Annotated in this window: 19 protein-coding genes; 16 read left to right on the forward strand and 3 right to left on the reverse strand. The window is 51.9% G+C overall.

Translation table 11 applies throughout. The annotated features are described in order from the left end of the window. Positions 1-146 precede the first annotated feature (146 nt). The 6 genes from ACVLVH_RS01740 (at position 147) to ACVLVH_RS01765 (ending at position 5,754) form a co-directional block, all read left to right on the forward strand. Entirely contained in the window at positions 147-773 is a 627-nt protein-coding gene (locus tag ACVLVH_RS01740) for a response regulator (protein ID WP_110866872.1), read from the forward strand. 29 nt (positions 774-802) lie between these two features. Then, positions 803-1,183 carry an Hpt domain-containing protein gene (locus tag ACVLVH_RS01745; RefSeq protein ID WP_498948539.1) on the forward strand — a complete coding sequence of 127 codons (381 nt, stop codon included), beginning with the start codon at positions 803-805 and terminating at the stop codon, positions 1,181-1,183. Positions 1,184-1,484: 301 nt separating this feature from the next. Continuing rightward, on the forward strand, positions 1,485-1,988 hold the full coding sequence (locus tag ACVLVH_RS01750) for a fimbrial protein (protein ID WP_110866986.1): 504 nt from the start codon (positions 1,485-1,487) through the stop codon (positions 1,986-1,988). A gap of 48 nt (positions 1,989-2,036) precedes the next feature. Continuing rightward, positions 2,037-2,741, forward strand: coding sequence for a fimbrial biogenesis chaperone (locus ACVLVH_RS01755; RefSeq protein WP_210080349.1), 705 nt, complete (start codon positions 2,037-2,039; stop codon positions 2,739-2,741). A gap of 62 nt (positions 2,742-2,803) precedes the next feature. Then, positions 2,804-5,347: a fimbria/pilus outer membrane usher protein gene (locus tag ACVLVH_RS01760; RefSeq protein WP_280173138.1), complete on the forward strand. Its 2,544-nt coding sequence runs from the start codon at positions 2,804-2,806 to the stop codon at positions 5,345-5,347. A gap of 113 nt (positions 5,348-5,460) precedes the next feature. Continuing rightward, a complete protein-coding gene (locus ACVLVH_RS01765) occupies positions 5,461-5,754 on the forward strand; it encodes a YmdA family protein (RefSeq protein WP_222183344.1) in 294 nt (97 codons plus the stop codon). A 143-nt stretch (positions 5,755-5,897) separates the two neighbouring features. Here ACVLVH_RS01765 and ACVLVH_RS01770 read toward each other — a convergent pair whose 3' ends face one another. Continuing rightward, complete coding sequence (locus ACVLVH_RS01770) at positions 5,898-7,031, reverse strand: fimbrial protein (RefSeq protein ID WP_192413011.1); 1,134 nt, start codon at positions 7,029-7,031, stop codon at positions 5,898-5,900. 499 nt (positions 7,032-7,530) lie between these two features. Here ACVLVH_RS01770 and ACVLVH_RS01775 point away from each other — a divergent pair, with 499 nt between their 5' ends. Both ACVLVH_RS01775 and ACVLVH_RS01780 read left to right on the forward strand, forming a co-directional pair. Beyond that, the gene (locus tag ACVLVH_RS01775) at positions 7,531-8,160 is read left to right on the forward strand and encodes a response regulator transcription factor (protein ID WP_110866877.1); all 630 of its coding nucleotides are present in this window, start codon (positions 7,531-7,533) and stop codon (positions 8,158-8,160) included. Positions 8,161-8,282: 122 nt separating this feature from the next. Beyond that, a complete protein-coding gene (locus tag ACVLVH_RS01780) occupies positions 8,283-11,786 on the forward strand; it encodes a transporter substrate-binding domain-containing protein (protein ID WP_498948542.1) in 3,504 nt (1,167 codons plus the stop codon). Positions 11,787-11,790: 4 nt separating this feature from the next. Here the strand turns inward: ACVLVH_RS01780 and ACVLVH_RS01785 are convergent, their stop codons facing one another. After that, positions 11,791-14,631 (reverse strand): response regulator, encoded by a 2,841-nt coding sequence (locus tag ACVLVH_RS01785; protein ID WP_498948543.1) that lies wholly within the window; start codon positions 14,629-14,631, stop codon positions 11,791-11,793. A 268-nt stretch (positions 14,632-14,899) separates the two neighbouring features. Between ACVLVH_RS01785 and ACVLVH_RS01790 the strand changes: the two genes are divergently transcribed. Further along, on the forward strand, positions 14,900-15,595 hold the full coding sequence (locus ACVLVH_RS01790; protein ID WP_192413008.1) for a response regulator: 696 nt from the start codon (positions 14,900-14,902) through the stop codon (positions 15,593-15,595). Positions 15,596-15,604: 9 nt separating this feature from the next. On the opposite strand, the gene ACVLVH_RS01795 is transcribed toward ACVLVH_RS01790, so the two are convergent. Further along, positions 15,605-16,543 (reverse strand): MurR/RpiR family transcriptional regulator, encoded by a 939-nt coding sequence (locus tag ACVLVH_RS01795; RefSeq protein ID WP_192413007.1) that lies wholly within the window; start codon positions 16,541-16,543, stop codon positions 15,605-15,607. A gap of 288 nt (positions 16,544-16,831) precedes the next feature. On the opposite strand from ACVLVH_RS01795, the gene ACVLVH_RS01800 reads away from it, so the two are divergent. The 7 genes from ACVLVH_RS01800 to ACVLVH_RS01830 all read left to right on the forward strand — a co-directional run bounded on the left by ACVLVH_RS01800 (position 16,832) and on the right by ACVLVH_RS01830 (position 22,108). Further along, the gene (locus ACVLVH_RS01800; RefSeq protein WP_101761519.1) at positions 16,832-17,140 is read left to right on the forward strand and encodes a PTS sugar transporter subunit IIB; all 309 of its coding nucleotides are present in this window, start codon (positions 16,832-16,834) and stop codon (positions 17,138-17,140) included. Between the two features lie 59 nt (positions 17,141-17,199). Next, the gene (locus ACVLVH_RS01805) at positions 17,200-17,541 is read left to right on the forward strand and encodes a PTS lactose/cellobiose transporter subunit IIA (protein ID WP_101761518.1); all 342 of its coding nucleotides are present in this window, start codon (positions 17,200-17,202) and stop codon (positions 17,539-17,541) included. Next, the gene (locus tag ACVLVH_RS01810; protein WP_312462668.1) at positions 17,534-18,847 is read left to right on the forward strand and encodes a 6-phospho-beta-glucosidase; all 1,314 of its coding nucleotides are present in this window, start codon (positions 17,534-17,536) and stop codon (positions 18,845-18,847) included. The genes ACVLVH_RS01805 and ACVLVH_RS01810 overlap by 8 nt, the downstream gene beginning before the upstream one ends. 31 nt (positions 18,848-18,878) lie before the next feature. Beyond that, a complete protein-coding gene (celB, locus tag ACVLVH_RS01815; RefSeq protein WP_312462667.1) occupies positions 18,879-20,231 on the forward strand; it encodes a PTS cellobiose transporter subunit IIC in 1,353 nt (450 codons plus the stop codon). A gap of 442 nt (positions 20,232-20,673) precedes the next feature. Further along, the gene (locus ACVLVH_RS01820; protein WP_101761515.1) at positions 20,674-20,934 is read left to right on the forward strand and encodes a biofilm/acid-resistance regulator YmgB/AriR; all 261 of its coding nucleotides are present in this window, start codon (positions 20,674-20,676) and stop codon (positions 20,932-20,934) included. A gap of 158 nt (positions 20,935-21,092) precedes the next feature. Then, entirely contained in the window at positions 21,093-21,434 is a 342-nt protein-coding gene (locus ACVLVH_RS01825) for a hypothetical protein (RefSeq protein WP_312462665.1), read from the forward strand. Positions 21,435-21,643: 209 nt separating this feature from the next. After that, entirely contained in the window at positions 21,644-22,108 is a 465-nt protein-coding gene (locus ACVLVH_RS01830; protein WP_192413003.1) for a nucleoside deaminase, read from the forward strand. Positions 22,109-22,251 lie beyond the last annotated feature (143 nt).

Consider the following 22,251-nt stretch of genomic DNA (forward strand, 5'->3'; position numbering starts at 1 on the left):
TTGCAAATTTGGCTTGTCATCCATTTCGCCCATTTTGTAGGACATTTCCCCGGAATTGGGAATATCGCACCGCTTATCTGATTGTTTTATTGGTAAGTTATTTTAAACTACATGGAACAACTCCTGTCGTCGTAGAAGAGGTGAAGATGGCGAGTATTTTGATAATTGATGATCATCCAGTCGCACGTCTTGCGGTTCGTTTTTTACTGGAAAAAGATGGGCATACGGTGGTAGCCGAAGCGGAAGAGGGCCACCAGGCGTTGAAAATGATCAACGAACATCATCCCGATCTCATCGTGCTTGACCTCGATATTCCTGGACTAAGCGGCATTGAGCTGATCGTGAAATTGCGCGCAGCGGAATATCGCGGTGGCATTCTGGTGTTAACCGCTCGCGATGATGACCACTATTTGAGTCGCTGTATGAGCACCGGGGCCGATGGTTTTGTCGGTAAGCGTAATAATCTGGAAGAGCTGGGTGATGCGGTGCGCGCCGTGATGCGCGGTTACGGCTACTTCCCGCTGAAGCGCCGCGATAATAAGGGCACCAATAAAATGCCCGAAGCGGAAGTGGATGCGATTAAAAATCTCTCAAGCCGCGAATTTCAGGTTCTGCAGCATCTGGCGCGCGGTATGAAAGTGATCGATATCTCTGAGATCATGCACATCAGCAACAAAACTGTCAGTACTTACAAAACCCGCATCCTGACCAAACTGGCGCTGAGTTCTACACTCGAATTAATCGATTTCGCGCGTCGTCATCATCTCGATTAGTGTGCTGCGTTGCACAGAAAGAGGCTCTCTTGGCTAAATCTGCAAAACCCTTAGATTCACTACTTAGCCTGGAGCGCCTGCGCACGTTAACTGGCCACGATGAATCCCTGCTTTGCGCCATGCTTGCCATGACACTAAAAAGTAATTCCACGGATTTAAACGCAGCTGCAGCGCTTTATGCCCGCGCGGATTGTGGTGAACTCGCCAAAAGCGTGCACCGTATTGCCGGAGCCGCGCAGATCACCGGCGCTCGTCGCGCTGAACATGCCTGTCGCCAGCTAGAAACAGCCTGCCTGCAATCTCCCCCTGACAACATCTTCTTAGCCAATCTGTGGTCGGAAGTCTCTCCAGCAGTTGAAGAGATCAATGCCAGTATTGCTGATTACCTCGAGCAGCATTCTGCTCAATAAATCCTGACGCCCGCATCAATGCTTACATTGGACTACAGCGGCCTACAAAATGGACTACAAGAATTACAGCCTATCTTGACAAATGTAGGCCTCCGCTCTGATACCTGACATCCCCTGTAAACCGTAATCTTTACGCCATCAGACGGACACCTTCCCTTAAGCAACACCAGGTCTTCTTAAGGGTACTCAGTCTGAGGACCGGAGCGATTAGCCTCCACGTAAAAACGACAAACAGGGAATCATTCTCGTGAGCAAAACTACTCAATCTATTTTCGCTGCTTCCGCTTTGGCTCTGCTGGTGATGAGCGCGTCGTCTCAGGCATCAGACGGTACCATCACCTTTAATGGTGAACTGACTGCCAGTACCTGTGACGTTATCGTTGACGGCCAGGGGGCAGATGCCACTATCCAGCTGCCAATAGTATCAACTGCCGACCTGAAAGCCGCGTCTAAGGTTGCGGGTCGTACCGGCTTCAACATGGCGCTGAATAACTGTAGCGGCACGTTGAAAACGGCATCAGCCTTCTTCGAAGCGGGTGCAACAGTGGACACCGTAACCGGTCGTCTGAAAAATACGGTCACGGCCCCCAACGGTGGTGCAACCAACGTTAGCCTGCAGTTGCTGGATGGGGACAACTCGAACGTGATTCAGGCGGGCAACCAGAATCAAATCACAAACAATTCCTTCGTCGACGTAGCCTCCGGAAGTGGAACGCTGAGCTATGCCGTGCAGTATTACGCCGAAAATGCCACCACCCCGGGTTTGGTATCAAGCAACGTCGTTTACTCAATTATGTATAAGTAGTCATCGTCAGGTGGGAGAAATCCCACCTTTCTTTCTCAGGATTTCAACATGAACATCTCCCGTAACAAAACCCTGCCTTTTTTTGCTTTGCTTTGGGCAACTTTAATGAGTGGCCAGGCATTAGCCAGCATCGTCATTACCGGTACGCGCGTTATCTATCATCAGGATGACAAAGAAGTCTCCGTGCAACTGAAAAACGTGGGAGCTTCACCCGTGTTGATCCAAAGCTGGGTTGATAACGGAGATGCCAATGCGACACCTGAGAACATTCAAACGCCTTACATCATCACGCCACCGGTGAACCGTGTTGATGCAGGGAAAGGGCAGACTTTACGTTTGTCTTTAAGCAATTCTGGTGCGTTTGCACACGATCGTGAATCAGTGTCATGGCTAAACGTGCTGGAGATTCCGGCTAAAACCAAAGACAAGGCGGAACTTAATACCTTACAGATGGCGTTCCGCACCCGTATCAAACTGTTTTATCGTCCAGCAGGACTGAAGGGCGATGCGAATGAAGCGGTGAAATCGCTGAATTGGTCTGTGAGTAATGGCCAGCTGAAAGCCAGCAATCCAACGCCTTACAACGTCTCGCTAGTGACGGTTACGGTGAATGGACGCACGATTGACGGTGAAATGGTGCCGCCACTCTCCTCGTTGACTTTCAAAATCAGCGCCAGCGCAGGTGCCAACGTAAGCGGCGACTACGTTAACGATTTCGGGGCCGTTCAGCCTTTTACCGCTGCCATTAAATAACTTCTCTCTTGAATCTCTATCTCCTATAGCCGGCATGTCAGGACGTGCCGGAAGGCACGCTTATGACTTTTACCAGAGAATCTTCAATGCCACTGCGTTACACCTTATTAGCGAGCGCGGTGTTTACCGCGTTATTAAGTGGCGCAAATCAAGCCTTTGCCGCTGAAGAGGCGGAGTTTGACGCCAGTTTTTTACAGGTCAGCAAAGGGGGAGCCATTGATCTGGCGCGCTTTAACCAGGGCGCATCGGCTACACCGGGCACCTATCGCACGTTGGTGTACGTTAATGAACACTTGATTGCCAATCAGGATATCAACTTCCGCGAGATGGCAGATAAGCAAGTTCGCGCCTGCATACCTTCATCATTGCTGAAAAAGATCCCGTTTAATGCCTCGGCGCTGCCCGCGTCGGCTGCGGATCTGCTCACGAGTGAAAAGGATTGCAGCGATTTAACGTCTGTATTGCCGGACGCCAGCGTGAGCTACGACAGCAACCAGTTGCGTCTCGACATCTCCATTCCGCAAATCTATCTGAATAAGGTGCCACAGGATTACGTTGATCCAGCGTTATGGGATGAAGGGATCCCGGCCTTCATGTTGGGATACTCGACCAATGCCTACACCAGCCGCTCGGCGGGACAGGTGTATAAATCCTTCTTTGGCGGCGTGAACGCAGGGTTGAACATCGGCGGTTGGTACCTGCGTCACAACGGCAACTACAACTGGCAGCAACAAGGCGGCAGCGGTTATCAGTCGCTTAATACCTATGTACAGCATGATGTAGTGCCATTGCGTGGACGCCTTGTCGTCGGGCAATCAAATACCAGCGGTGTGATTTTCGATACGCTGCCGTTCAGTGGCGTTCAACTGGCCAGCGACGAGCGCATGTTGCCGGAATCTCAGCGCGGCTATGCGCCGGAAATTCGCGGTATCGCGCGCACCAACGCACGCGTAACGGTTAGTCAGCAAGGTCAGGTGATTTATGAAACCACCGTGTCGCCGGGCGAGTTCCTAATCAACGATCTTTATCCTACCGGCTACGGTGGCGATCTCGAGGTAACGGTGATTGAAGCGGATGGCAGCAAAAGCAGTTTCCGCGTGCCTTATGCAGCGGTAGCGCAATTGCTGCGCCCAGGAACATCCCGCTATAACGTGACGGCGGGTAAATTGCGTGCCAACTACATTCGTGATGACGTCGCGCTCTATCAGGGCACTTGGCAATATGGCTTAACTAACAATGTTACCGGTTACGCAGGATTGCAGGCGAGCCAGAATTATTATGCGCTGCAAGGCGGAACGGCGTTAGGTACACCTCTGGGTGCTTTTGCTTTTGATATTACGCAGGCACGCACCCATCTGCGCAATGTTGATGAGCAGCAAGATGCCAGCATGACCGGGCAAAGTTACCGTATTAGCTACAGCAAAGCGGTGCCGGAAAGCGGCAGTAATCTGTCAATCGCTGCTTACCGCTTCTCAACGTCCGGTTATATGGATTTTATGACAGCGATGCAAAGCCGTGATGTGCTACAGCGTGGCGCTAGCCTGGATTCCGTATATCGTGCCAAAAATCGTTTCTCGGTCACCGCCGGACAAACGCTGCCGGATATATGGGGAAATGTCTACCTCAGTGGCTCGATGCAGGATTACTGGAATCGTGAAGGCAACCAGAAACAGTTCCAGCTTGGCTATAACAATCGCACTGGTTCCGTGTCATGGGGCATTTCCGTCAACCGTAGCTACAGCAGCTATGGCAGCTCGCAAAACAGTTACTTGCTGAGTTTCAGTATGCCGTTGGGTAGTGATAATCAACGCCATACGCCGCTATTACGCACTGAACTTTCACATGACAATGATGGGCGTTGGGGGCAACTCGCCTCGATCGCCGGTACGGCGGGAGATGATAACCAGTTCAGCTATGGCGCAACGGCGCGTCATGCTGCGGCAGGTGATGGCAGCAGCGGCTCGCTCAATGGACAATATCGCGCCAGTGCTACTAACCTCAGCGGTTCATTGAGTACGGGTAAAGGTTACCAGAGCGGTTCTGTGGGACTTAATGGTACGATCGTGGCACACAGCGGTGGTGTAACCTTGAGCCCGTACACCGGCGATACCTATGCACTGGTGGAAGCCAAAGGTGCGCAGGGCGCGAGCGTGTCGTCCTATCCGGGCGTGTTTGTCGATAACAGCGGATATGCGCTGGTACCTTATCTCAATCCCTATCAGATGAATGAGATCGTGGTGGATCCCAAAGGCACGTCAGCGGGCGTGGAGCTTGAGAACACCTCTTCACGCGTCGCACCTTATTCAGGTGCGGTGGTGAAAGTGAAATACAAGGCGCACCGTGGTCTGCCAATACTGATTTCCGCGAACTGGCAAGGCAAACCCTTACCGTTTGGCGCCGATGTGCTGGACAGCAAAGGCAAGCAGGTGGGTTCCGTGGGTCAGGCAGGACAGGCATACGCCTTGGTAGAACAAGAGCAGGGCAAATTGACGGTGCGCTGGGGTAACGATGCCAATCAATCGTGTCAGTTACCATACAAACGTATGCCTGAAGCAAAAAACAGCAAACCTGCACTGCAATCCTTTAATGCAGTTTGTGGTCGCTAAATGTCAAGTGCCTGATGGAGCAACTCCGCCGGGCAATTAAACATCTCTAAAAACTTTAGTTTTACCCAATCTGGCCGATTATTAAGGTGTCATTCTTGATAAGAGGCCACAACATGACTCCCCGCAACGCCATCCTGTTTGCCTTTCTCACCAGCTTATATTCAGCCAATGTGCCAGCTTCGGGCAGCACGCTTCATTTTCAGGGTTATTTAAAAGAAGAGACGTGCGAGATAACCTTGCAGCAAAAAAACGTTAAGACCCATTGTCCCAGAACCACTCAACCGCGTATTTCAGCAATTCACTCTGATGTCCGATTCAAGGCTTTGCCTAGTCATCAAGGCAGTATGAAGTTAGTGTGGATTGATAATACAAAGCAGAAAGGAATTATTACGACGACCTATCGTTGAGTATTGCAGGTGAATGGAACGCGATTGACTGCGACCTAACCAAAACGGTTGGTTTGCACGTTTCGTACTAACATGATGGGATTCAGATATAAAAAAGGGAATAAGGTATACAACCTTATTCCCGCTCATTTAACAATGCTTAATCAGTAATAGCTTATATTGAAAATCACTTTACCATTTGCAACACCAGGTGAAACGGTGCCGCCTGTTTTGATATAGCGCGCGGAGAAAGGCAGTAAAACCGTCCCCACCGCGTTACTGGCCATATTTTTATCGAGCGTCTGGTTGAGATTGACCGGTGCAGGTGAAACCTTTCCGTCGGCAATTTGAATACCTATACCTTGTGCGGAATCAGCACTGTTGTCCAGACTCATAATACCCTGAGCGGCGTCAATGACCCCATTACTCGGTGTGAATCTAATCTTGATACTATTCGTCACCCAAGTTCCTGCGGCAAATCCGCTGCCAGTATGATACGTAGGCGGTGCGCTGGGATTGGAATAATTACCCTGAAATGCTGGGCAGTTAGTCAATCGAATATCGAATGGCACCCATGAGGTGGCATTGGCTTTGCCTGTACCAAACCAGCTATTGATTTCCCATTTGCCCATGTTGACGTTGACATCGGGTGTGGTACAACTGGCGGCAATCACATTCAGACTGCCGGAGAAGTTAAGTCGATAGGGCGTATCAGGAATATTCACTACAGGCGTAACAGATCCGGTGGTTAATAAAACGGTTGGCAGCTGTGCACCATTAACTGTGCCTGCACTCATTGGGCCGGTCTTAATAAAATGAAGAGTAAATGAGTTACCATAATAAAAATGATAGGCTGTATTTCCCACCGGCGTCGTCCACTTTTTTACCACTGAAGTGGTAATGGCTTGATTGGCGGTAGTACCGTCATTATTGACAATGGCGACACCTAGGCCGGGAACACCTGTTTGAAATACTGCGCCCGCATAATTTCCAGTCCAGCCCGGAACTAATGCCGGTGCATTGGTCAGGCTAAGATACTGGTCAATACTGAACCCATTTGATGTTCCTTCAGGACGACAAACTAACCAAGGTTGTTTACCTGTACTGCCTATCACCTTAAGGGTATGCACTGTCGAGCCAACCGGAACGTCAGCGCCAACTGAAATATTCGCAACTGAAAGCGGAACAGTTAAATTTACCGGGCCAGAACCGGGATCATAATCACAGCGATCTGCCCAAGCCAATTGGCTTGTGGTATTAATCAGTAAAAATAATATAGCGACGATAATTTTCTTCATGACAAACTCGAATTCACGCGTTTAGTGGAATGTGCTAAAGGCAAAGTTAGGGATTGGACGTCATTTTAATAATTGTTTTACCGGCACTCCATCAGAGTGGAATCGCAATTATGTAAGGCATTTCGTACAAACAGCGTTAGCGAGATTTTTATCTACTTTGAAAAAATAGTGTTCTGCTCATTCACAGGTCACGCCTCTCATCCTTATGCACCGTTCTGCAACGGGCGTATCAGAAAAAAGCTATGCCACGACTCACATCCATCTTCCCGCTGGGTAAAAATTCTCTGAGTCCTACAATTTGGTAAAATGTGTTGTTAAGTTATATTGTTACAGCAGGACGAGTAGGATCGGATTGGCGCAAAACTGCTGAAAAGCTCAGGGTCAGGAATAGGAAGCATAAGTAATTTCCTACAGACCATTCTGTTAAAACCGGATAGTGTAATCCGCCCTGGGAACTCATTGATAACCCGCTCAGCGTAGTCATCAGGATCTCATTTCTATGAAAAAAGTAATCATTGTTGATGACCATCCGGTTATCCGATTTGCCGTAAAAATGTTGCTGGAACGCAATGAGATGGAAGTGGTGGCCGAAACCAATAACGGTGTCGACGCTATTCAGAAAACACGGGAATGTTTGCCAGATTTAGTGCTGCTGGATATTGGGCTGCCAAAAATTGATGGTTTCCAGGTGCTGGAGCGGCTGCGCACCCTGAATTTGTCGCTAAAGATCTTAGTGCTGACATCGCAGTCCAGCAGCCATTTTGCCCAGCGCTGTAAACAAGCCGGTGCAGATGGCTTCGTCACCAAATCTGATGATATGAGCGAATTATTAGATGCCATCAAAATGGTGATGCGCGGGTACAGTTTTTTTCCGCAATCAACCTATCAATCGTATGAGCAAACTGACAGCTATCATGATGACGACGGCTTGTTAGAGCAACTTTCCGATCGTGAATTGAGCGTGTTAGTTAGCATCGGTAAGGGCATGGGTAATAAACAGATTGGCGAACAATTGCTGCTGAGTGAAAAAACGATCAGCACTTATAAACATCGTCTAAAGCAGAAGCTCAATGCGCAGTCGCTGATCGATCTAATCGATTTTGCCCGTCGTAACAACCTGATCAAATAGCCGGTGCTATGCGTACGCTTTGCTGCATTTTCCTGATATTGCTCTGTGCCGCGCGGGTTCCTGTGCAGGCGAAAGAGTTTCATTTACTGACTCGCGCCTCATTTGAGGGGCTCAAACCGCTAGTGCTTTCGACGGAAGACCGTCATCTGCTGCAGGATAAAAAGCAGTTAGTAATGGGCATTTTTCCCAGCGAGTCACCGCCTTATGGCATGACTAACATGCGGGACGAATATGAAGGATTGAGCGCCGACTATGCTGGACTGGTAGCTAAACAGCTCGGCTTAACGCTGCACATTGAGCAATATGCGTCGCTGGAGCAAGCACTCAATGCGTTGAAAAGTGGCAAGATCGATTTGGTGCCGTCGCTCACTGCGCGGCAGGATGAGAGCCCGCTGCTTTTTTCTGATCCTTATGCCAGCGAACAACCGGTTCTCGGCATGCGCGCCAACGATAACGACCCTCTGCCCGGCGATCTCCACAATATTGATGTGGCCGTGGTGAAGACCTATCTGCCTTTAAGCCTGCTACGTCAGGCTTATCCGCACGCTAATTTCCGCATGTATGAAAATTATCAGGATGCGCTGAGCGCCGTCTCCTTTGGAGCCGCGCGTGTCTATCTGGGCAACAGTTTTTCCCTCAGCCGTAACTTTTTAAATAATTTGCGCATGGTCCGCTTTAGCCAGCTGCCGCAGAAGATGATCAGTTTTGCGTTTTCCGAGCAGGCGACAGAACTTCAAACGTTGGTGAATCGTGCAATCAGTAACGTGCCGCAGGAAGAGAAAAACGAACTGTTGCGTATTTGGCAGCCCGACATGGTGGGGATGAACCAGTCGCTGAATACCCCACCGTTCACCGCTGAGGAACGTAAGTGGATGATGGCGCATCCGGTGATAAAAATGGTGATGTTCAGCCAGGACAAAGCCGCGCCGATGACCATTATCGATCAGAGTGGCGCGCTGCGTGGCATGGTGAGCGACCTCATTACGCTGGTGACATTAAAAACCGGCTTGCGCTTCAGTTTTGAAACCGTGGATACCTCCCAAGAGTTGGTAAACCGCGTCAACAGCGCCGATTTTGATATGTTCGCCTCGCTGACTCCCAGCGCTCAGCGCGAGCAGCAAATTCTGTTTACCCGACCTTATCTGCGCAGCACCTTTGCCCTGACCACGCGCGTGGGTAACAACGATATTCATTCGCTGCCCGATCTGCGCGGCAAGCGGCTGGCGATGGTCGCCAACACCAGCGTCGAAAATACGGTGCATGCGCGTTATCCGGAAATTGAGATTGTGCCGGTACAGAACATCACAGAAATGATGGCGAAGGTGGAAAAAGGCCAGGCCGATGCGGGCGTCGATATTCTGGTGATGGTGGATTATCAGATCAAAACTCACTTCCAGAATAAGTTAAAGATGGTCAGCGCGATTGGCAGTTCGCCCGCGTGGGTTTCGTTTGGCGTTGGACGCGCCGACCCCGAACTGCGCAGCATTCTCGATAAAGTGCTGCTGAGCATTCCGCCGGTTGAGATTGAGGAGCTGGCGAACCGCTGGCGCCCCAGCGATCTGATTGTTTACGACAGCTTCTGGCAGCGCTATCAGGGGGTGCTGATCGCCAGCATCATCTTTTTTGTATTGCTCATGTTGATGGTGATTGGCTGGGCGCTGTATCAGCGACAAATTATTCGCCGAAAAGCCGAGCTGCGGCGTGAACTGAATGTGCAGCTGGCGCAGCTACAAGCGTTAGTCACCAGCATGCCGTTCCCGGTTTCACTGCGCGACAAAGATGGTCGTTTAACCTACTGTAACCAGCGCTATTTAGTGGAAACCGGTGTGATTTATGAAGAGGCGTTGGGCAAAACCATGCCCGAACATCCCGGCTTACGCACGCCAGAGCAGGCGGCGTTTTATCACAATCAGCTGATTGATGTGGTAAAAACTGGCGTTCCGATCGTTGAAGATCGCCGTTATGACCTGTGGGACAACCCGGATTCTTCGATTGGCGTCACCGTTTATCAGTGGATCCAGCCGTTTAACGACAGCGATGGCAACGTGGTCGGTGTTATCGCCGGTTGGATGGACATCTCCGAGCGTGAAGCGCTGTTTGCCGAACTGCGCGAGGCCAAAGAGCGGGCAGAAGATTCCAGCCGCGCTAAATCAGTATTTCTCTCGACCATGAGCCATGAAATCCGTACACCTATGAATGCGATTATCGGCATGCTGGATATGGCGCTGAAAAAAGGGCGCAGCGGCGAGCAGGATTTGCAGGCATTAGAAGTGGCATACGATTCGGCGGAAAGTCTGGTGGGGCTGATTGGCGATATCCTCGACATCTCGCGCATTGAAGGCGGCCAGCTGGAATATCATCCGGAAGCGGTGCATCCCGGCAAGCTGATCGATAACCTGATGAAGGTGTTTCAGGGGCTAGCGATTGACAAAAATATCACGCTGACCAGGCACATTCCCGAAGATGGGTTGGAGCAGGTGCTCGCCGATCCGTTGCGCATCAAGCAGGTGCTGTCCAATCTGTTAAGCAACGCGATCAAATTCACCGATCAGGGCGGCGTCTCACTGACACTCACCCAACGGAAAGATGTCGCTGCCGGCCACGTGTATCTGGTGATTGAAGTGCAGGACAGCGGCATTGGTATTGATGAAAAACAGCAGGCCGCGCTGTTTAAACCCTTCAGCCAGGCCGATAACCGCCGCGCCGGAACCGGGCTTGGTCTTTATATCAGCCGTACCATTTGTGAAAAGATGGGCGGAACCTTAACGCTGAGCAGTGAAAAAGGTGTGGGAACCTGCGCCCGCGCTACGTTGATGTTGCCGATGGCGGAAAGTCAGAGCCTCGAGCTGGAAGAGAAAGCGGAAGAGAATGAAAAACTGCCGCTCCGTTCGGTGCTGGTGGTGGATGATAACGCAGCTAACCGTATGCTGCTGGCGAAACAGTTGAGTTGGTTGGGGCAACAGGCGGATTTGGCCGCTGATGGTCATGAAGCATTACAGATGTGGCAGCGTGGCAATTACGATGTGGTGATCACCGACTGCAATATGCCGGGTTTAAATGGTTATCAACTAACCGAGATTATTCGTGAATCGGAAGAAGATTTAGGGCGTGAACCGATTTGGATCATGGGCTTTACCGCGAATGCCATGCATGTGGTAATCAAACGCTGCCTGGAAGCCGGCATGAACAGCTGTCTGTTTAAACCCTGCTCGATCAGCAGCCTGGCGGCCGCACTGCGCGCGATTGGCGCAGAAAAATCTCCAGCGGACGTCACCGTGCCTGCGGCGCCAGAGAGTAGCGATGTTGATCGCCAGATGGAAGCGGCCATGCGCGATTTAATGGTTGCCACGCTGGCGGAAGATTTGGCGCAGTTAGACGATTTCAACCTCGACCATCATCGTGCTGAAATTGCCGATCTGGTACATCGCATCGCGGGCAGCGTACGTATCGCCCGCCAGCATCGGTTGGCTGATGCCTGTCTGCAGCTGGAGATCGCCTGCCGCGATCCACAGCAGCAAAGCGACGCATTGCAGCCACGTTTGAGTGAGCTGGTCACGCGGTTGAAAGCTTATCAGGCGCAGCTGGGGAGTGCAGCGGTTCTGAGTGATATCGCCGAAGAGGAGTGAAGGGTTAAAAGCCGGCGCGCTGGGCGGAATCTGTGGTTTCCTTTGTGCGCAGACAACTCGCCAGAATTTCACGTAACTCTGTTGGCGTAATCGGCTTGGTCAGGCAGCCATCAATGCCTGCGCTGCGGCAATCTTCGGCGGCATCAAAACTGCTCATCGCTGTTAAAGCGTAGATGGGTGTTGCTGCCAGCTGCTGGTTTTTCTCCTGTTGCCGAATCGCAAGGCTCATGGCAAAACCGTCCATCTGCGGCATGGTGCAGTCGGTAATGACTAATCCAATCTCATGCCGATGTTGCTGCCAAAGCGTCAGACCTTGTTGGCCATCCAACGCGCTCAGTACCTCGCAACCTGCCTTTTGCAACTGCTGGCTCAGTAACAGACGAGCGGGGGGATAATCGTCAACAATTAGCACTTTCGGGGTGGGCTGTGCCGGAGCGCGCGGTGCAGCTGGCGATGCGTTTACCGGCGCCGCAGAGAAGTGCAAGCTCACGCTGTTGCTTTCACCGGCAACGCTGTTGACTTTGAGCTGCGCACCGGCGTCCTGCGCCATACGCTGGCAGGCGGCCAGGCTAAAGCCGGTTTCCGCCCAGGCGCGCGTATCGTCAGCGCCTTGCAAGCTTTCCCAGCGCTCGGCCAGCAAGCCGTCGCTCTGATTGCTAACCGCGATCGCCAGCGGTAAATAGCCATTAGGTTCCTGCGTTTCACAGCACAGCGTCACCGTGATATCGCCTTGCTGAGTGTGTTGAATGGCATTACGTAACAGGCTGGAGGTGATCCGAATGATCAGCAGCGGATCGAACTCCACGCGCGGCGCATGGGGATCGAGTGTGACATGCAGGCGCAAACCTTTCTCCTCAGCTTGCTGCTGAAATAGCGCCACCGTACTGCGCAGTAATGAAGGCAGGTTCACCACGCGGATGCGGCTCTGTTCATCACGCGCTTCGGCGCGGAAAATATCAAACACATCGCCGGTGATGGAGAGCAGCGAGCAGGCTGATTCATACACCGTTTGCAAATTTTCATTGTGCTGATGTTGGCTGTGTAATCGCTCCAGCTCTAACTCCAGCAGGCCGGTGATGGCGTTGAGTGGGGTGCGAATTTCGTGGCCCATGCTCTTCATAAACGCGTTACGCGCCGCGAGCACCCGATCATTCTCTGCTTTGGCTTCCTGCAGTTGACGAATCAAGGTTTGATTACTGTTGAGACGTTCACGCAGGGCCTTTAGCGACTGGCACAATCGACCAATCCACCAGCCTACCAACAGGAACAGCAGCAACCCCAGCAACATGGTGATCGCGATTAAGGTGGGGGAAAACGCGCGTGCTGATTTCTGATCCGGCGCCAGGAGTGTGTCACGCCAGGAACTGGCCATACTCATCAGCCTATCGGGAGGCGTTTGTTGTAGCGCTTTGTTGAGAATACTGAGAGCAGGTGAGTCTGCGCGTTGGGCGGCAAAGCCCACACTGTAAGGTTTTACCGGCAGCGAAAGCGACTGGTGTAGACGGTGGAATGGGTTGCGCTTCAGCTGATACTGTACCGAGAATTGCGATCCAATCGCGCCGTGCGCCTCGCCGTTGTTGACCAGCACCAGCGCCTGCTGCAGCGTGTCGGTGACGATCAGTTGCAACGTGGGATACCAGGTTTCCAGCCACGGAATCAGCGGATTATTCTGCTGGATCGTAATTCTCTCGCCCTCCAGCTCGTGCAGTGAAGCAGGCTGAATGGTGTTGCGTTGCATCACCAGCACTGCTGGCGTCACCAGCCAGGGCTCACTTTGCGTCATCGACAGATCGGCGGCTTCCGGTTCCCCCGGTATCGTTAGGCTGCTGGCCAGCACCGCCTGCGGATATTTCACCCACAGCGCGGTCAGCTGTGCATCGTCTTCAGCTATTTGATAGTTGAACTGTAAGCCGAAGCGCTCGCTGATGTGCCGCAGCACATCGACCGCCAGTCCAGAGGGTTCACCTTGCTGGCTGATATAACTGATAGGTTCGCGACGACCATCCAGCAATACAGTGATGGCCGGATTTTGCTGGCTCCATGTCAGCTCTTCCGGCGAGAGTGATAACGCGGGATGACCGATCACCGCTTCACGATCCATGCCCCAGCCTTGTGCAATGCGCAAACGGCTTACCAGCGGCAGATGAGTGAGCACATTATTGATGGCGCTCAGCAATTGCGGTTCGGCAGCCGGCACGCCAAAAGTGAGCCGGAACTCGCCGAGTGAAGGATGCGGCAGTAGCCACAGATTATCGAGTTGATTATTACGCTGAAGATAGCTGGCGGTAGCATGGCTAAAACCGGCGGCAGCGGATTGACCAAAGGCGATGGAATTGATCGCCTGATAGTAATCTTCAAACGCTTCCGGCGAAGGACTGATATCTGGCAGCGTTTGACTATCCAGCATAAGTAACGGCAGCTTACCGCGCGGCGCTTGCTGTCCGGCGCGCGTGACGATCACCGCTCGGTCGTTTAGCCATGGCAATGAAGCATGCACCGACATGTGCGGCGAGAGATCGGGTGTCCAGATCGCCAGCATGTCGACTTTTTTATGATTCATCGCGCGAATCGCCTCTTCACGGCTGCGATAGTGAGTCAGCTCAAAATGTACCTGTAGCGTCGATTCGAGCAGCGCCAGGTAATCTGCGTCAATGCCCGCCAACTGTCCACGCTCCATGCCCAAGCTAACCGGCGGTTGTGACGCGCCCCAGACGCCGACGCGCACCACGGGATGCGTTAGCAGCCACGCGCGAACATTCGCGGCAAAGGTCACCGGCGGCGGATTGACTTCAATGCGCGGGGCCAGCGTCAGCACGTTTCCTTGCGCATGTGGCAGCCCTGGCATAAAAACCAGCGTCAGGAGAGCAAGCAAGAGGTAAAAAAGCAGTCCGTTTTTCAACGTCAAATAATCGGTAATTTTTCTACCTTGATTTTGACGTAATACTGCCTGGAATCAGCCAGGCCAGGTCTTGGTTTTTAGTAGTAAGTGTATGAAAAATAATATAAGTATTTTCCTACGCGCGCCTAAGCATTCAGCGCTTCAGAAAAGTCCCGGTAATGCCTATGCTGGGCCAAACCGTATCAATATGAGTTTCAGGTTACCGAGGTGGCAGATGGCCGTGTTTCACGCGAACAAAATTAAGGTGGTGATGCTGGATGATCATCCCATGATGCGCTTCTCATTCGAAGTTGCTGCCACACGTGAACCCGATATCAACATGCTGGCGACATTTGGCACCAGCAAAGCGCTGTTGGCCTGGCTTGGGCAGAACAGTGCCGACGTATTGGTGCTGGATTACATTCTGGGTAACGACCAGTTAGATGGCTTATCGCTAATTAAACACATCCGGATGCATCATCCGCAGTTGAAAATTTTGCTCTCAACGTCGATGGAAAGTGTTGCGGTAATTCGTGCGGCTCTGCATCTGGGCATTAAAGGCTATATCACTAAACGTGAAGAGACCCCGGCTTACTTTGCGGCAATCCGTAATATTGCTGCTGGCAAGCGCTCGCTGCCGGATGACATCGCCAGCCTGCTAAGCCAATTGCCAGGCCGTAAGCGGGATCGTCCTATTTTGCAGGAAGATTCGAACGAGGTTTCGCGTGTTTCACAGCTGAGTAAATTGCTCACGGCGCGTGAAGCGGAAGTGATTCGCTGTTTTATTGATGGCATGCAAGTGTTCGAAATCGCTGCAAAACTCAATCGCAGCCGCAAAACCATCAGCGCTCATAAGCAGACCGGCATGAAAAAACTCGGCATCGCGTCGGATTTGGAGCTGTTTAAATATCGTGGCGATCTGTTTCAGTAACCGCTGTGCTTAAAGCGCCGCTTCCAGCCGATCCAGCGCAAACAAAATGCCGTAACGGCGCGCGTGTTGCGCTTCCGGCAGCGGCAGCCAAATATCGGCTTGATTGGCGAGATCTAATGTCTTCGCACAAAGCGCAATCACCGGCGTTTTTTGAATGTGCGCATGGTGTACTGCGCTAAGCACGTGGCTGTTAACCGTATCAGGCGCGAGAATCAGCAACAGATCGTCCGGTTGCAAACGGCTCAGCGTCATGCTCAGCAGGTTATCATCCTGAATCCACGCGCTGGCCAGTCCGGCGTTTTGCAGGCGCTGATGGACGTCCGCCACCAGCGTAGTATGCAGCCCCGATGCGCCAATCAGCAGTACGCTTCGGGCTTTACGCAACATCTCTGCGGCACGCTGCCAGGTCGCCGCTTCCGCTTGACCATATTGCTGGGTTAACGCTTGAGTAATGGCCTCAATCGGCGCAATCGCGTGAGTGGTTTGTCTCTGTGGCGCGCGCGCCAGCCGCATACGCAAATCGCGGATATCTTCGCAACCCAGCGAACGCGCAAAGCGGGTGATGGTGGCGGCGCTGACTTCTGCGCGGCCGGCAAGTTGCTCGATGGTAGCGGAAGCGGCAAAAGCAGTGTCGCTGAGAATCGCCTCGGCAACGCGTTTCTCCTGCTGACTCAGCGACGATTGCCGCTGGCGGATGACATCGATAAATTCAACATCCTGCTGCTGACCGGCTTTCCGCACCTGATGGAGAAAATCATCAAGATCCTGACAGCCCGCCGAAGTGGCAAAGCGTCGCAGCACATCCGGACTCACACCAGCCTGTGTAGCCAGACTCTCCATGGTGACGTGTACATTGGCGTTCAGGTTCGCCAGAATAAAACGCGCCAGCCTCGATTCCTGCGCATCCGCGCGCTCCGACTGCTGTCGTAATTGCCAGACAATATCCATCAGCTCATCACATCCTCAGTAGCGAAGATCCATCATGCATGAAATTATTTTTCATGTTGAGTTTTTTTTCATCTCATCGCGGGGTGTTAGCGCCGTTTGTTGGGCTTTTTACTGTTAAATTACGGTTAAGATCACACTCATGAAAAATATTTTCATGACGATTTTAATCGTATCCATCTGACTTGTATTAATAAATTATCTATCCATCAGAAAATCCTCTGCCCACAGCCACTTTACAGCGTCTCTGAGACAGGTCTTAAATGGCCGGAACAAATCACAGGAGAAGAAATTATGCGCATCGTACTTTGCTGTGCTGCTGGCATGTCAACCAGCATGCTGGTGAGCAAAATGCAGCACGCCGCTGCAGGTCGCGGTCTGGAGATTGACATTAAAGCCGTGCCGGTGGCGGAATTCGAACGCATTCTGCCAGATGCCGATGTGGTTCTGCTTGGCCCGCAGGTGCAGTTCGAAGCAGCCCGACTTAGCGCCATTGCCGCGCCGCAAGGCAAATCTGTCGCCGTCATTGACATGATGGATTACGGCATGATGCGTGGCGAACAGGTGCTCGATAAAGCGCTGGCCTTACACGCTTCTTAAACGTCCTTTTTAACCCATCCAACTGACATTACACGGCGTTGTGCTGTGGGGGATTCTGCATGTCTGAAATCGTGGCTATCGAGTTTGAAGAGGAAATTATGCTGTTGCTGGTGCAGGCCGGCGCAGCCCGCAGCGCGGCCATCAGCGCGCTACGACTGGCGCGAGAAGGGCGCTTCAGCGAGGCGCAGCAACAGCTGGCGGCGGCAGGCGAAAGCATCAGCGCTGCGCACCAGCAGCAGACCGCGCTGATTGGTCTGGATGAAGGCAGCGGTAAGTTGCCGGTCACGCTGATTCTGGTGCACGCCCAGGATCATCTTATGAACGCCATGCTGATTCAGGATTTGGCTGGCGAAATCATTGAACTCTACCGCCGCACAGCGGCAGGAGGCACAGATGCTTAAGATCGCAATTATTGGTGGTGGCAGCAGCTATTCACCGGAGCTGGTGGAAGGGATCATCAATCGCTATGCGCAGCTGCCGGTGACGGAACTGGCGCTGGTGGATATCGAGCAAGGGCGTGAAAAGGTTAATGTCATCGCCGATCTTACTCGCCGCATGCTGCAGCAAAACGGGCTGGAGCAGGTAAAAGTGAGCGTCCATTTTGAGCTGGATGACGCGATTCGCGGTGCTCGTTTTGTTCTGACGCAGCTGCGTGTGGGATTGTTGGCCGCGCGCGCGGCGGATGAGCGCCTCGGGCTGAAATATGGTCGGCTCGGCCAGGAAACCACGGGCGTTGGCGGCTTTGCCAAAGCGTTGCGCACCATTCCGGTGATGCTCAAGGTAGCGCGCAAAGTCGAGGAGCTGGCACCGGACGCCTTCATCATCAACTTCACTAATCCGGCGGGAATTGTGACGGAGGCGGTGTCGCGCTATAGCAAGGCGAAAATCATCGGGCTGTGCAATGTGCCGGTGAATATGCATCACATGATTGCTGGCATGCTCGACGCGCCCTGGGATGACGTGCAGCTGCGCTTCGCCGGGCTCAATCATCTGGTGTGGGTGCATCAGGTGACCTGTCGCGGCGAGGATGTGACCGCGCAGGTGATCGAGCAACTGTGCGACGGCCAATCGCTCACCATGAACAACATCAAAGATATGCCGTGGTCGCCGCAGTTCCTGCGCGCGCTCAGAGCGATTCCGTGCCCGTATCACCGCTATTACTGGCAAACGCCGCAGATGCTGGCCGAAGAGCAGGAGAAAGCGCAAAACGGTCATGAAGGCACGCGCGCGGAGCAGGTGATGAAAGTGGAAGCGGAACTGTTCGCGCTGTATGCCGACCCGCATCTGGCGCACAAACCCGAGCAGCTGAGTTTCCGTGGCGGGGCGTATTACTCCGAAGTGGCGGTTGAGCTGATCAGTGCGATTCACAATAACAGCGGCAAAAATCTGGTGGTGAACTGTCGCAACAATGGCGCGATTCATGGCCTGCCGGATGACGCGGTGGTGGAGGTGAACTGTCTGGTTGATGCGCAAGGCGCGCATCCGTTGGCGTTTGGTGAGTTGCCGCCGCTGATGAATGGCCTGACGCAGCAGATCAAAGCATTTGAACGCCTGACGATCGAAGCCGCGGTGCATGGCGATCGTGAGCAAGCGCTGCTGGCGCTGCTCGGCAATCCGTTAGTCGGTGATGTCGCGACCGCCGAAGCCTTGCTTGACGAAGTGCTGACCTTAAACAAGCCGTGGCTGCCGCAGTTCGCCACGCCATAATCCGTTGCGCCACTGAGCCAGAGGAACACCTATGTCTAACCGTACTTTTATAGACCGTTATGTCTTGCCCGTCGCACTGAAAATCGCCGGTCAGAAGCATGTGCTCTCCGTGCGCGACGGCATCATTCTCAACATGCCGTTTATGCTGATTGGCAGCTTCTTCCTGATCTTTGCCTATCTGCCGATTCCGGCGTGGGGCCATTTAATGGCGGATCTGTTTGGCGAGACGTGGCGCAACAAACTGCTTTATCCGGTGCGCGCGACCTACGACATCATGGCGCTGATCTCCAGCTTCGGCATCGCTTACCGCTTGGCGGAGAAGTATCGCACGCTCGATCCGCTCACCAGCGGCGCGATGGCGTTAGTGGCATTTGTGATGACCATTCCGCAGCAGACGCTGTTTGCCCCGGTGGAAGGCGCGCCGACGCAGTTGGTCACCGGCGTGTTGCCGATTTCACTGATTGGCAGCCAGGGTTTGTTCGTGGCTATCGTGGTTGCGCTGCTCTCGACCGAGATTTACCGCTTTGTGCACAACCGTAATCTGGTGATCAAGATGCCGGAGGGCGTGCCGCCTGCGGTGGCAAAATCCTTCCTCGCGCTGGTGCCCGGTTTTTGCGTGCTGGCGGTGGTGTTGGTGATTCGTCTGGCGGTGGAAGCATCGCCGTTCGGCGATATCAATAACCTGATTGCTACTGTAATTGGTTTGCCGATGCATCACGTGGGCGGCACCTTGCCTGGCATGATTTTCTCGGTGCTGCTGATTGGGATTCTCTGGACGCTTGGACTGCACGGCGATGCGATTGTGCTGGTATTCATTCAGCCGGTTTGGCTGTCGAATATGAGTGAAAACCTCGAGGCGTTTCAGCACAACCAACCGATCCCGCACATCTTTACCCAGCAGTTTTATGATTTGTGGATTGCGCCCGGCGGCACCGGCGCGCTGCTGGGATTGGTGATTTTCATGCTGATTCGTTCGCGCAGTCGCCAGATGAAACAGCTTGGTAAAATTGCCGCACCGGCGGCGCTGTTTAACATTAGTGAGCCATTAGTGTTCGGTATTCCGCTGGTGATGAACCCGTATCTGTTCCTGCCCTTTATCCTGACGCCGGTGGTGCTGGTGATTGTGTCGTGGGCGGCGATGAGCACTGGTTTGGTGGCGCCTCCGGCGGGGATTGCGCTGCCGTTTACCACACCGATTTTTGTCAGCGGCTATCTGGCCACCGGCGGGCATATTTCCGGCACCGTTTTGCAGGTGGTGAATCTAACGATTTCGCTGGTGATTTACTATCCGTTCTTCCGGGTCTGGGATCGTCTGAAATTCCGCGAGGAAGAGGCCAGCCTGCAGCAAGCAAAAGTGGTGAGCGGCAAAGCGGTAACGCCTTGAACACCGGGGCAGAAGCGCATCAATGTGTGCTTCTGCAATCTGTAAACCGATAAACAACAATCCGCATTAATCACCTAACAGGACTAATTTACAATTCTCTTTGGACTCTAACTATCACTCAACTGACTGTTATCGCTGATTTTATTCCAATTGCTTAAAATAACAGCGGTTTTATTAAAAGAAACTTCTGTACTCTTATTACGTGTTTGTATATTTTTGTGATCAAGTGGTGACATAACTTCTTTCACCCCGAAACCCACGCTACTCAATGTAAACGTCAGCAGGCTCTCTTGATAGACATTTTCTCTAAAATTAACAACATTCCCCTTTTATTAAATTCAATCAGCTTAACGGGATCATTTGCGATCTCATTTTTCAGACTATTCCATTAATTTTTTATTACTCAATAAAGTGCTGGCACTAACGTCGCCAGGGGAAACGCATGCAAAAAATGAATATCAGTACCGATTTTATCGCTTATTTCAATTGTGGTTCTGTAAAGCTGAAATCTGAGGCCGAAATATTGGGCTCAATTATCACCGCTATCATAAAAGACAAAAAAACTGTTACCAATAAGAGCATTATTGCCTATCTGCTGGCAGAGCTTGAGAGCACCAATGATGTGATTTTCCAGGATTGCCTGCGGAATACGCTGCAAATCGTGGTAGGAAAGACGCCGGATGATGACGGCTTTTTCAGTTAAGATAATCTCCCATAATTAAGAACGTGGGTTTTAAAGCGATTCAATTTTAAAAGTTCAGGATTTATCTGACAGTATCAGGCCATGAGAATGGCGTTATAATTACTGGCCCGACCAGAATAATCTGGCACACAGATAAATCCAACAATAAGTGATATTTTATGAATTACAGCAATTTTTTAGCAAAAGTGAGTTTCTGGCCCAATATGCATTTCACCGCAATTGAAATTGTACAGTGCGGCGATCTCTACGAAATATATGCGACGGACATTTCGCGTCTCGCTAAAAGTAAGCTTTTTGTCGGGCGCACCCATGATAAAAATCTGGCGGATTCCTACGCGAAACAGTTCGAAGAGTGGTTACCTAAAGTTAACCGTGAAATGAAACTGCGTGACATTGCGCCGTTAACAGGAAATATGCCGTCGCAGGTTTTTTGTAGAAAACGGGATCTTGAAATTTTGCCGAGCCAGGCAGAATTTTTGCGTAACCCTCATCAATGGTAGTCCTCAGTAATTAGTCTTAAAATGCGAGCTTGCGATTAAGATTATTACTCTTCTAAAGGCGGTGCTGCCCATCACCGCCATCAGAAATAAACTTTTACTTATTCACCGTTTAAATCGTATACGTTTAGCCTGCTCATCGCTTTCGCATTATACAAAACTGAATCAGGCTCAAAATGTCATGGTTAATTATGTATACAAGCGAGGAACGAATGGATTTTGTACAACGCACGATTGATTTAGCAATGAAAAACGTTGAAGAGGGCGGTCGCCCATTTGCAACAGTCATTGTTCGCGATGGCAAGGTAATCGCTGAGCGCGCAAACCAGGTCGCACAGACGAATGATCCCACGGCTCACGCTGAAATACTGGCCATCCGCGAAGCCTGCCGTGAATCAGGCAGCGAAAACCTCACCGACTGCGACATTTACATTCTCGCCAGCCCTTGTCCAATGTGTTTGGGTGCACTCTATTATTGCAGTCCAAAGCAGGTGATATACATCACCAAACGCGAAGAGTATTCGACGTATTACCGTGACGATCGTAAATACTTTGAACTTGACACCTTTTACGCTGAATACAGCAAGCCAATTGAACAACGTCGCTTGCCGATGAAATATCAGCCTCGACCGCAAGCGCTCGACGTTTATAAACGCTGGCAGGTTTTAAATAAATAAACGCGTGTTAGCTGCTCGCGGCTCCATCCCTCCCAGGATGATCATCACCCTTACCACGTACCCAAATGGTGCAAATCCCCTCGATTTGCACCAGCAAAATGCATAATGTCCACTTATTACTCCGCACAAAATTCATTCAATTC

It is taken from the genome of Kluyvera sp. 1366 (genome assembly GCF_054823405.1).

What these genes read in the sequence shown, in the direction of transcription:
- ACVLVH_RS01740 (WP_110866872.1), top strand. Translation starts at nt 147, where the DNA reads ATGGCGAGTATTTTGATAATTGATGATCATCCAGTCGCACGTCTTGCG.
- ACVLVH_RS01750 (WP_110866986.1), top strand. Translation starts at nt 1,485, where the DNA reads ATGAGCGCGTCGTCTCAGGCATCAGACGGTACCATCACCTTTAATGGT.
- ACVLVH_RS01755 (WP_210080349.1), top strand. Translation starts at nt 2,037, where the DNA reads ATGAACATCTCCCGTAACAAAACCCTGCCTTTTTTTGCTTTGCTTTGG.
- ACVLVH_RS01760 (WP_280173138.1), top strand. Translation starts at nt 2,804, where the DNA reads ATGACTTTTACCAGAGAATCTTCAATGCCACTGCGTTACACCTTATTA.
- ACVLVH_RS01765 (WP_222183344.1), top strand. Translation starts at nt 5,461, where the DNA reads ATGACTCCCCGCAACGCCATCCTGTTTGCCTTTCTCACCAGCTTATAT.
- ACVLVH_RS01770 (WP_192413011.1), bottom strand. Translation starts at nt 7,031, where the DNA reads ATGAAGAAAATTATCGTCGCTATATTATTTTTACTGATTAATACCACA.
- ACVLVH_RS01775 (WP_110866877.1), top strand. Translation starts at nt 7,531, where the DNA reads ATGAAAAAAGTAATCATTGTTGATGACCATCCGGTTATCCGATTTGCC.
- ACVLVH_RS01785 (WP_498948543.1), bottom strand. Translation starts at nt 14,631, where the DNA reads ATGCCAGGGCTGCCACATGCGCAAGGAAACGTGCTGACGCTGGCCCCG.
- ACVLVH_RS01790 (WP_192413008.1), top strand. Translation starts at nt 14,900, where the DNA reads ATGGCCGTGTTTCACGCGAACAAAATTAAGGTGGTGATGCTGGATGAT.
- ACVLVH_RS01795 (WP_192413007.1), bottom strand. Translation starts at nt 16,543, where the DNA reads ATGGATATTGTCTGGCAATTACGACAGCAGTCGGAGCGCGCGGATGCG.
- ACVLVH_RS01805 (WP_101761518.1), top strand. Translation starts at nt 17,200, where the DNA reads ATGTCTGAAATCGTGGCTATCGAGTTTGAAGAGGAAATTATGCTGTTG.
- ACVLVH_RS01810 (WP_312462668.1), top strand. Translation starts at nt 17,534, where the DNA reads ATGCTTAAGATCGCAATTATTGGTGGTGGCAGCAGCTATTCACCGGAG.
- celB (WP_312462667.1), top strand. Translation starts at nt 18,879, where the DNA reads ATGTCTAACCGTACTTTTATAGACCGTTATGTCTTGCCCGTCGCACTG.
- ACVLVH_RS01820 (WP_101761515.1), top strand. Translation starts at nt 20,674, where the DNA reads ATGCAAAAAATGAATATCAGTACCGATTTTATCGCTTATTTCAATTGT.
- ACVLVH_RS01825 (WP_312462665.1), top strand. Translation starts at nt 21,093, where the DNA reads ATGAATTACAGCAATTTTTTAGCAAAAGTGAGTTTCTGGCCCAATATG.
- ACVLVH_RS01830 (WP_192413003.1), top strand. Translation starts at nt 21,644, where the DNA reads ATGGATTTTGTACAACGCACGATTGATTTAGCAATGAAAAACGTTGAA.